A 10,138-nucleotide genomic window follows, 5' to 3' on the forward strand; every position below is an offset into this window, starting at 1 on the left:
AAAGAGAGCTTCCTTTAACGACAGAGTCTTCATACCCCTTATCGGAACTCCAGCCTCAGTTGCATTAATATTCGTTTTAGAAGGGTCAATCGAATAGGAGAAAATACGGTTATAACTCTCCATTGACAGGGTAGATGTCGTCTGGCACCCAAAGACATCAAGGCATTGAGTTAGATTTTGCCCATAACCAAGATACTTTAAACGATTCAACTGATAAATAGGATCAATCCGTTTAATCAGGCAGACGTTTTCATCATAATAGAATGAGTGAAGGCAATGCTGACGATGTCTGTGAAAAGATAAATCCTGACCGATTAAAATAACGGGAGAACAAGCTAAATAATTTGCAAAATTAAATGCCGAGTGGGCAACAGAAGTTATTTTTCCCAAATTTCCCTTTTCTTTTGAATATTTCTGGAACCACTCGGCAAGACTAATATTCAAATCAAAAGCTATTTTTCTTCCAGGAAATGCATCAGAAACGGGTTTGGGTACAGCAGCGTTATATACCAGCCAAGCTTTACCCGAACCGGCAACAAAGTCAAAAGAACTGATTGTAAGCTCATCAGGATCAATAGAAAAAACCACATCTGGTTCGATACCATTTTTAAGCAAAGGTTTTAAAGCAGTAGCCACTGCAATAAGAAAAAAGTTTTCTCTATTAGATTTTAGTAATTGGATATTTTTATCTAAAGATGGGCCGGCAGAGCAAACGATCGCTGGTATATCAGCAAGGCAACCCTGCAAGGAAACAATTCCAGGGCTATCCTTTAAATTTTTTATATTATTAAAAATATTTTTGTAATAAAGCCTGGAATGTACCTTCTGAGTATTTAAATTTATCCTGCTTTCTTTAAAGTAATTTTCAATTTCTCTTAATAATATTCCAAAATATTCAATATTTCTATTTACCAGGGCTTTATGTTCAACAACACAATAATTGTTTAGAGTGAAATTAATATTCTCATGATCTATTAAAGTCCCAAATTCTTTTGGGTTTGTATCAATAAATATACGCACTCCAGGATGATCGAAAACTGAAGAAAAGTCAGCCTCCCTGATAGCCAGTGCAAATAATTCAGGATCTTTTTCAAAAATGTAAATTTTTGCTTCCCGGGAGGTTTTTCGAATGATTTCAGAAACCTGGTAGCCTAAACCCAATCCCATTACGAAAAAGTTTATGTAATTACCAACTTCCAACCTTTTCATATAACGCGAAGCTTCATCAACAGGATCATAATTGCTATCAATTTGTTTTTTGTTTCCTGCTACGTCACAATACATCAATGACGAATGTCCAGAACGGGAACGTATTACCGTGAATGATTTTGATGGTTGTACAGAAAGTATTGTTTCAAATAGGGCAGGATCTCTTTTTCTCAATAATGCCAGGTTTGAATCTAAAAAAGAAATGCTCATCAGTTATATACTCTACCTTGAAAGCCAGTACTCAGGATTAATGTGGGATAAATAAAATAATAATTATTTACGTGTTAGTGAGTAATAATGAAGTTCCCAGGTCGCATAAACACCTTGAGTAGTAGAAAACCTCGAATCATAATCACGCATCAGTCTCCTAAGACCGCCCGTTTTCACCATACGTATTGGTGCCGCACCAATCTGCTGAAGGTTTTTCAAAAGTGTCATAGAATTTGAGAAAAATATTTTCCGGATTTCTGCATCATTAGATTTTATTATAAATCCAGATTTACGAGCCATTTCAGACCATTGCTCCTTTGCATAAAGGTTGACAGGGCTTATCAGGTTCGCTGCCTGTCTGAACTCCATCAAAGTTTTGGGACCAAATGTACTGAAAATCAAGCTTCCATCAGGAACTAATGATTGATACAGCCTGATCAGGGTATCCTGCGGATGCTGAAACCATTGGAACACGGCATTTGCGCAAATAAGATCCATATTCTCGAACTGGATTCTCTCGGCATTTCCAGAAGATATTATCGTATTCAAGGTTAATGTGAGTGAGTTACTCAAAACATTCAGCATTTCATAAGAGATATCGTTGAGGGTGAGTTGTTTTACGGGTTGAGTCAAAAGATGTCTTGTGAAAACTCCCGTACCACAACCTATCTCTAAAATTTTATCCGGTAAAGGGGAAGGAAGTAGAGAAGCAAGTCTTTCAGCCATTGACTTTTGTAATTGTGCATAACGGTCATATGTTTTGGCGTGTTTTGAAAAGCTGGTTATCAGATTCTTCTCATTGAACAAATGTGTATTAGTGTTGGTCAAGGAATTCTTCCTATTTTTTAAATTAAACTTTGGAAGAGTAAAAAATAGAGGATTTCATTTATTAATGGAAGGAATTAATTATGCCCGGTCGGAGGACCGCCTTCGAAGAGTTGCCTTAGGCACAACCTTAACGGGCATCTCAATAGTAAAAGTTGACCCTTCACCTTCAACACTTTGTACTGTTATATCCCCACCCATCATAAGACAAAACCTTTTTCCAGCGGGTTATATTTTTTACATAGCTGCTCCATTTTTCTGGAAGTTTTGCCTTTTTCAAAAAAACGTTTGGCTGTCCCACTGGGAAGTTAACACCTGCAAACCAAGGGTCTTTATGTTTCAAAAAAAACTTCAAATTTCTTCAAACTATTTAAATATTCAACCCTTGATACAAAAAGCCCCTGGCTTTTCTTGAAATCACAAACTGCGATAACGATTGGCTTTTTCTCGTCAGGAGAATGATTAAAATTTATTCCAAAGACTTTCATAAATTATGAGTATATCAACTCAATCTACAAGCAAGATGTTTAAGCAAACTGCCCGGTGCATGACCAACTCCTTGAATTATATCTAATTTGGGGATATGGGTCTTTAATAAATCACTGTCAATGAAAATATCATTTTCTCCAAGGATGGACAAAAAATTTTTGGCTGCTTCTCCTGTGACCTGGCAGGAACTCAAAAACTCTAAACCTCTCAATAAAACCTTTCTTTCAGGAATTTCATCAATCATTGATTCACAAAAGGGGAGGTCACAATGTGTAAAAAAGCTTTTGACACTGGTGCATTGATCATCACCCTGCTTTAAACTTCTGGCAAGATACTTCAATTGTGTTTCTGAGGTAGTACCCCCCAATCCATCTTTTTCAAGAAAAGATAATATAGGGGCCAGTAAAGCCTTTTTACATCCCTCTGGCAGCAAATGCTTATATTTCATCAACCACAGGCTTCCAAGGGAATATCCGATATATAAATCAGCAGGATATCGGCTTAGTAATAGTTCTGCCTCCTCAGAGTTTTCCGGTTGCTCTGGATATATTATTTGGACTTTAGTCCCTGGAAAAGCGTTATAAATTTCCTCAGCAAACCATTTGCGAGGTATTGCCCAGCCTGATATAGCTGTTATGGTTGAAATTTTATCCATGGTTCCAGTGATTTCTGAAAATTATCCAAACATTCACGGGTGATTCCTTTATGCAAGGAAATTCGCAAGCGTGATGTTTGTGGTGGGACAGTTGGCGGGCGGACTGCCCCTACTATATAACCCTCTTGCATGAGCTTGTTTCTCATTTTGAGAGCCTTGGAAGGATCTCCAACAATCAAAGGGATTATAGGAGAAACAATGCCAGTATCTTTTTTATTTTCCAATTGTATAAAACTTCTGAGCCTCCTTGAAATATCCAAAAGATGCTTTCGGTCATCCTTTGCAGATTGTAATATTTTCACTGCAGCTGCAGCAGACCCTACCTGAGAAGGAGTCAAAAAAGTTGAATAAATAAATTCTCCGGCATGGTTAACAAGATAGTCAATAACAATAGAAGAATTGGAAAGAACATACGCCCCCATACTGGCCAGTGATTTGCCTAGTGTCCCGACAATAATATCAACCTGATCCTGAACTTGCATTTCTTCAGCCAATCCAGCGCCTGTATCTCCAAACACACCAGTACCATGGGCTTCGTCTAATATAAGTAAAAAAGGGTATCGCTTTTTTAATTGAACCAGCTTAACCAAATCCGGATAATCCCCATCCATACTGAAAACACTTTCCGTTACTACAAAAACTGTCTCATAATTCTTATGGTTGGCACTCAATAATTCCTCCAAATGCTCCAAATCTAAATGATGATATCGCTTGAATCGGGCAGCACCTTGAGTGAGAGCCTGCATCATAGAATGATGGACTAACTTATCTGCAAGAACCAGATCACGCTTCCCAGGCAAGTGTTTAAGAATAGCCTGATTGGCTAAAAAACCCGCATTAAACAACATTCCATAATGTTTATGTTTCCATGTCTTTAGTTCTTCAAGCAGATTTTGATGGCATGGAAGAAAACCAGAGAGCAGGGGAGAGGCACCACTTCCGGTTCCATACTTATCACAAGCTTCTTTTGCGCCAGCAATTACCCTATGATCATTCCGTAATTGGAAATAATCGTTTGAACACAAGTTGACCTTGCCTTGAGGATATAGTTTAACTTCCCGAAAGAGATTTTTCTCTCGCGAGGAATTTATTTCTTTTTCAAGACGATTATAAAATTGTTGGCTCAAGAAGTTTAATGCCTTGTTGTATGGGTTAGAGTCGATAAAATTATGGTATAAATTAAACCACAAGTCAAAATCTCATGATGAGGATTCTAAAAAATTAATGGCATATCAAACTTGCAATAAACATTACTCAATAATTTACAATCCCACAATCGTTGAACAAGGTTTTTTTAATGGAAAAAATTGAGGATTCCGGGAAAGTCTGGATCAAAGGTAGCTCAAGCCCAACTCATGCTGTCAGGGTGGGAAATAAAATATTTGCAACCGGAAAAAGTGAAGAGCAAGCTATTGAGTGCTGGCTTGATCAAAATATGCTGTGCGTTGACCTTAATAATTCTCGCGAAGAAATACGAATCGCAAAGAAATTTCCCCTTAATACAGAACCTGGCTTATCCGGCACATTATTCAATGGGTTCACACAAACCAAACACGCCGATGTGCTAATTGTCAGCTCAGACAGCGAGCAGGTTGAAGAAAAAATGGTATCAGGAGATTTTTATAAAGAGGGTAAGTACAACAGCATGGATTCCAGGGAGTTCTGGAATAAAATATGGAGTTAACAGAAAACAGGGCTGGTTTCTATTTAATATTGCGTACCAATCTTGCGGAATGATGTTCCAGAGTTTTTCGATCAACAAAATCAACTTCACCATTTCTCAGGTTAATCCGACCAACCTCTCCATTGTCATTCGTATCCTTGACCCACATGAAATAGGCGCACTTTGTGACAAACAATGAGTCTATATGAATAACCTCCTCCTCCCAGTCTATCTGGTTCAACTCTTCGTCATAAAACTCCTCTGCCTCCTTCCGGGTAGGCAGCCTCCAGTCACTGAATCCCCCAGCATAGACCTGATTCATGAGCCTTGCATAAGCTAGAGCATCATCATAAGTTCTCCACTGACCCAGGTCACCCCAGGAGTCTTTAGGGAGCCAGTGCAAATTATGTTTGGTGTCAGTAATAACCCCGGAAGGGTTATCGTGAAATCGTTTTTGTCCGCTCATAACAATATCCAAAAGAAAAGAAATGAAAAGCTATCATGTTTGATGATCTTCTTCAATGTATTTTAAAAGTTCTTCCTGTAAAAAACGGGTCAAGATACCCGGTTTTTTATTTCCAATAAATTTATCATTTACTCTAACGACTGGAACAATGTCAAATCCAGTGTTGGTTATAAAAACCTCATCTGCTGAGAGAACATCTTCTTCTTTCAATGTACCCAATTTCACTGGCACTTTAAAGTTTTTGGCAATTTTCATAACGACCTGGCGTGTAATACCCTCCAACACACTATTATTGGCCATAGGTGTTTTGAGCATTCCTTCTTTAATGATAAACAGGTTGCTGGTAGCCCCTTCAGTCACCCCCAAATCTGGGTCAACAATAATACCTTCCATACTTCCTTGACGATGAGAAAGCTCTTTTATCAATATATTAAAAAGATAATTACAAGACTTTATTCCCTTATTGACCCCGGGCAAAATTGGTGCCCGCACAGAAATCAGGCTGATTTGGACTCCTTTTGTGTATACAGTTTTTGATAATGATTTGTGGGGACGGGAAAGGACGACTAAAGTGGGCGCTTCATCTGGATCTATTTCAAAACTACCTGTATTAATACCACGGGTAACAATCAATTTAATGATCGCATTTTTATGTTTATTCCGGTTTAATGTTTCATGCAGTACATCTTTTAATTCCAGCCTGGTTATTGGCAAATCAATAAAGATTAACGGTAAGGATAGAAAAAGCCTCTCAATATGTAGGTCGGATCTAAAGATTTTTCCATTGCGGGCACGCATAGTTTCAAACAGACCATCACCATAGCAAAAACCTCTATCCAACACTGACACTTTAGCGTTTTTGAGAGTAGTAAATAATCCGTTTATATAGACAATAGAATCTTGCATCTACCTCACTCTGACAGTGGATTTTCTGTGCAAATAACTTAATAGGTTATCTGGCAAACATACCATCTATTCAGATATGCTCAAGCTTATTGTCGCTACTTTTAGCGCTGTGCCAATGCTTGAATCATTGCCGCTGCCTTATCCAGAGTTTCTTGATACTCTTTTTGAGGGTTGGAGTCCGCAACAATTCCAGCTCCCACATGAAAACTGGCAATTTCATTATTAACAACTATAGAACGAATAATAATATTTAAATCCATATATGGAGCAAAACCTATATAACCAAAAGACCCTGAGTAGGGCCCTCTTTTAACAGGTTCCAGTTCAGAAATTATTTCCATGCAACGTATTTTGGGGCAACCTGTAATAGTCCCTCCTGGAAATACAGACTTTAATATCTCGTAAACACTGATATCCGGTTTTAAAAATCCAGTTATATTAGAAACAATATGGCTGACATGGGAATATTGCTCCAGAAACATAAAACCGGTCACACTAACCGAGCCTGTCTGGCAAATACGACCCAAGTCATTTCGTTCCAAATCTACAAGCATTAAATGTTCAGCACGTTCTTTGGGGTTTATCAACAATTCCTTTGAAAGAACCTGGTCCTCATCAACTTCCTGGCCACGGGGCCGGGTGCCAGCAATAGGTCTTGTTTCAATTTTTTCTTCGTGTACTTTGACCAAACGTTCAGGAGACGAACTCACTATCGAGAAATCTTGAAAGTCCAGATAGCCAGAAAATGGGGAAGGGTTAATTTTTTTGAGTTTGCTATAAAGCTCGAGCTGGTTACCCTTGAAGCATGTATCAAACTTTTGTGCCAGATTGGCCTGATAAATATCTCCTTCTAGGATATAGTTTTTGGCCTTTTTGACCCTCTCAATATAGTCAGCCTCACTTAAATTTGAACGCATCCCATTAGAAGGAAATAGGGCGCATTGGTTATCTAGCTTTTCTGTACCGAGCTCTAAGACTCTATATACGTCTTTCCAGGCTCTTTTAATTTCCCAACTGAGTTCGTCATAATCAGCATCTGTTCCGGTTATATTTGGGGAAAGAATGAATTTCAGTTCTTCCGTAACGTGGTCATATAAAAAAAATCGTTCCACTTCCATAAATAAAAAGTCAGGCAAATGATTTTCAGTTTCTTGACGGACATCTAATGATTCAAACCATGCGCCGGCCTCATATCCTATAAACCCAACCCAACCACCCCAGAAATGAGGCAGGTAATCAACAACTCCTTCGTTAAAATTTAGAATTTCCAGGGCAGGGGCTGGATGATTCCATTCTGAGACCAATTTACCGCTCTGAGTCAATCTCGCCTTATTACCGGCAATCTCTAAAGCCTTGGTACAGCCACCGCCCATTAGCGAATACCGTGCTGTTTCCTTTGGTCCTTTCGCACTTTCAAGAAGGAAGGAGTTCTTTGTTTGTGAAAATAATTTCTGAAAAATATTTAAGAGATCAAGTGAAGGAATTCTATCCTGACCACATACTGGGACACGCGATGAGGATCCGGCCAACCGCATAAATGTATTTTTGTCGGGCAGGATATCCATGGATTTCTTGGCAAGGAAAGTCGTTAACGATTTACCCTTTCAGGGGCCTATTGTTAACAAAGAGTACCATGTATTTTAAAAAGATAAAAATAGGGGGATCACTCGTAGCGAAGGGCATCGATAGGATTGAGGTTTGCTGCCTTGTTGGCCGGGTAAAACCCGAAAAAAACCCCAATTGCTACAGAAAAACTAAATGCCAGAAGAATAGATTGCGTGGAAACTACAGTTTCCCAGTCGCCCAAGCCTGAAACCACGCGAGAGATTGCTATCCCCAATAAAATACCAACTCCACCACCCAGAAAACTGATTAAGACAGATTCTATCAGGAATTGTTCCAATATTTCCTTTTTTTTGGCACCTATAGCTTTTCTAATGCCTATCTCCCTGGTTCGTTCTGTAACCGAAACAAGCATGATATTCATGATGCCTATACCACCTACCATTAGAGAAATAGCGGCTATTCCACCCAATAGATAGGTAAAGGTTTTAGCTGCATCTCCCCAGCTATTCAACCATTGAGAAGAGTTCTGTACATAAAAATCATTTTCCTTTCCTTCAGCAATATTATGCTTATGCCTTAGTACCTGTGAGATATCTTCTTTAATAATTTCAAGATCTTCAATCTGACCAGCCTGCACATCAATAGATTGAACATGGTCCATCCCAAATACCCGTTTTTGCGCAGTGGTAATCGGAATGAAAATCTGATCATCGGGATCAAACCAGCTCAAAGCACCTTTCGCAACCGTAGTACCTATGACCAGGAAGTTTTTACCATCTACCTTGATGGTTTCCCCAAGCGGATTCCGGCCTTCAAAGAGATTCTTTAAAACCGTGGCACCTACGACACAGATTCTCTTTGCCGATCTTATTTCTTCCTTGTTGAAATAGCGTCCACGATCCATTTCGAAATTGGCCAGACGTGCATAACTAGCTCCAGTTCCCCTGACTGTGGTGTTAGTATTTTTATTCTCAAACTTTAATTGAGCTGATCTGTATACCTGCGCCGCAACACCAGTGATAAGAGGGATATTTTCTTCAATAAAGTTTGCGTCATCCAGAGTAAGAGTATCTACCTTACCTGTAGTCACATGTCGGGATCTCTTTTGTCCAGGCTTTATAGTAATGATGTTTGTTCCAAACTTGGATATTGTATTTAAAGTCTGCCGGCGAGCCCCTTCACCAATGGATATCATTGAGATCACCGATGCCACACCAATGATGATTCCCAGGGCAGTTAGAAATGTCCTGAGCTTGTGAGTCACCAGACTCCTGAGCGCCATCTTAAATAAATCCCATATCAGCATTGCTTTACACCGTTAATCATATCCGCAATGATTTTTCCATCTCTCATCTGAATAATTCTGCCAGCCTGTTGTGCAACTTCCTGCTCATGAGTCACAAGAATCAGGGTCACCGTTTCAAGGTTCAATTGTTTGAAGAGATTCATTATCTCACTGCCGGTCGCTGAATCCAGGTTTCCCGTAGGCTCATCAGCTAAAATAATCGCAGGGTTATTTACCAGAGCCCTGGCAATAGCAACCCTTTGGCGTTCACCACCCGATAATTCTGTCGGCCTGTGTTTTGCGCGATGAACAAGCCCAACTCGTTCAAGAGCCCGCAATGCTGTTTCTCTGGAATTGGGAACACGCCCATATAAAAGTGGTAATTCGGTATTCTCCAATGCCGTCGCACGCGGCAAAAGATTAAAGCTTTGGAAAACAAAACCGATTCTGCGGTTACGGACCTCGGCTAATTGATTGGGCTTCAGGTTTTGAATATCAAGGTTTTCAAGCCGGTAAATACCGGAAGAGGGCAGATCCAGACAACCCAGGAGATTCATGAGGGTGGATTTCCCACTTCCTGAAGGACCCATTATTGCAACGAACTCACCTTTATCTACCCTGAAGTCCACACCTGCTAACGCAGGGACATTTTGCTCACCCATTTGATAGATTTTAGAGAGATTTTCGACTTCAATCAAAGTGGCCTCATTTCGAACGAATCATCCAAAGAATTTTCTTAAGAGAGGAACTTTTTTTTTCTTTGGATTCTTCAAGGATTTTTTCCCAATCCCCCAATATAACCTTATCACCGGGACTCAATCCGCTAGTAATTTGCATATGAATAGGGTTCCTGATACCAGTCTC

The 10,138-nt window shown here is 39.4% G+C and carries 10 protein-coding genes; 1 reads left to right on the forward strand and 9 read right to left on the reverse strand.

Features of this window, described 5'->3' with window-relative positions; translation table 11 throughout:
• The 4 genes from F3741_05565 to F3741_05580 form a co-directional block, all read right to left on the reverse strand.
• Positions 1-1,419, reverse strand: a 1,419-nt coding sequence (locus tag F3741_05565) for a motility associated factor glycosyltransferase family protein (GenBank protein MZG30268.1), incomplete at its 3' end; no start/stop codon positions are given.
• 63 nt (positions 1,420-1,482) lie between these two features.
• Positions 1,483-2,145: a methyltransferase domain-containing protein gene (locus F3741_05570; GenBank protein MZG30269.1), complete on the reverse strand. Its 663-nt coding sequence runs from the start codon at positions 2,143-2,145 to the stop codon at positions 1,483-1,485.
• 601 nt (positions 2,146-2,746) lie between these two features.
• The gene (locus tag F3741_05575) at positions 2,747-3,388 is read right to left on the reverse strand and encodes a hypothetical protein (GenBank protein MZG30270.1); all 642 of its coding nucleotides are present in this window, start codon (positions 3,386-3,388) and stop codon (positions 2,747-2,749) included.
• The gene (locus F3741_05580; protein MZG30271.1) at positions 3,367-4,515 is read right to left on the reverse strand and encodes an 8-amino-7-oxononanoate synthase; all 1,149 of its coding nucleotides are present in this window, start codon (positions 4,513-4,515) and stop codon (positions 3,367-3,369) included. Before F3741_05580 ends, F3741_05575 begins: the two co-directional genes overlap by 22 nt.
• Positions 4,516-4,685: 170 nt before the next feature.
• On the opposite strand from F3741_05580, the gene F3741_05585 reads away from it, so the two are divergent.
• On the forward strand, positions 4,686-5,072 hold the full coding sequence (locus F3741_05585) for a hypothetical protein (GenBank protein MZG30272.1): 387 nt from the start codon (positions 4,686-4,688) through the stop codon (positions 5,070-5,072).
• Between the two features lie 19 nt (positions 5,073-5,091).
• On the opposite strand, the gene F3741_05590 is transcribed toward F3741_05585, so the two are convergent.
• From F3741_05590 to F3741_05610, 5 genes are all read right to left on the reverse strand, one after another.
• A complete protein-coding gene (locus F3741_05590) occupies positions 5,092-5,517 on the reverse strand; it encodes a DUF1566 domain-containing protein (protein MZG30273.1) in 426 nt (141 codons plus the stop codon).
• 33 nt (positions 5,518-5,550) lie between these two features.
• Positions 5,551-6,423: a hypothetical protein gene (locus F3741_05595; GenBank protein ID MZG30274.1), complete on the reverse strand. Its 873-nt coding sequence runs from the start codon at positions 6,421-6,423 to the stop codon at positions 5,551-5,553.
• Between the two features lie 101 nt (positions 6,424-6,524).
• Positions 6,525-7,988 (reverse strand): anthranilate synthase component I family protein, encoded by a 1,464-nt coding sequence (locus tag F3741_05600; GenBank protein ID MZG30275.1) that lies wholly within the window; start codon positions 7,986-7,988, stop codon positions 6,525-6,527.
• A gap of 98 nt (positions 7,989-8,086) precedes the next feature.
• A complete protein-coding gene (locus F3741_05605; GenBank protein MZG30276.1) occupies positions 8,087-9,295 on the reverse strand; it encodes an FtsX-like permease family protein in 1,209 nt (402 codons plus the stop codon).
• Positions 9,289-9,972: an ABC transporter ATP-binding protein gene (locus tag F3741_05610; protein MZG30277.1), complete on the reverse strand. Its 684-nt coding sequence runs from the start codon at positions 9,970-9,972 to the stop codon at positions 9,289-9,291. The genes F3741_05605 and F3741_05610 overlap by 7 nt, the downstream gene beginning before the upstream one ends.
• Positions 9,973-10,138 lie beyond the last annotated feature (166 nt).

The sequence above is a fragment of the Nitrospinota bacterium genome (genome assembly GCA_009873635.1).
Taxonomy (GTDB): Bacteria; Nitrospinota; Nitrospinia; order Nitrospinales; family VA-1; genus LS-NOB.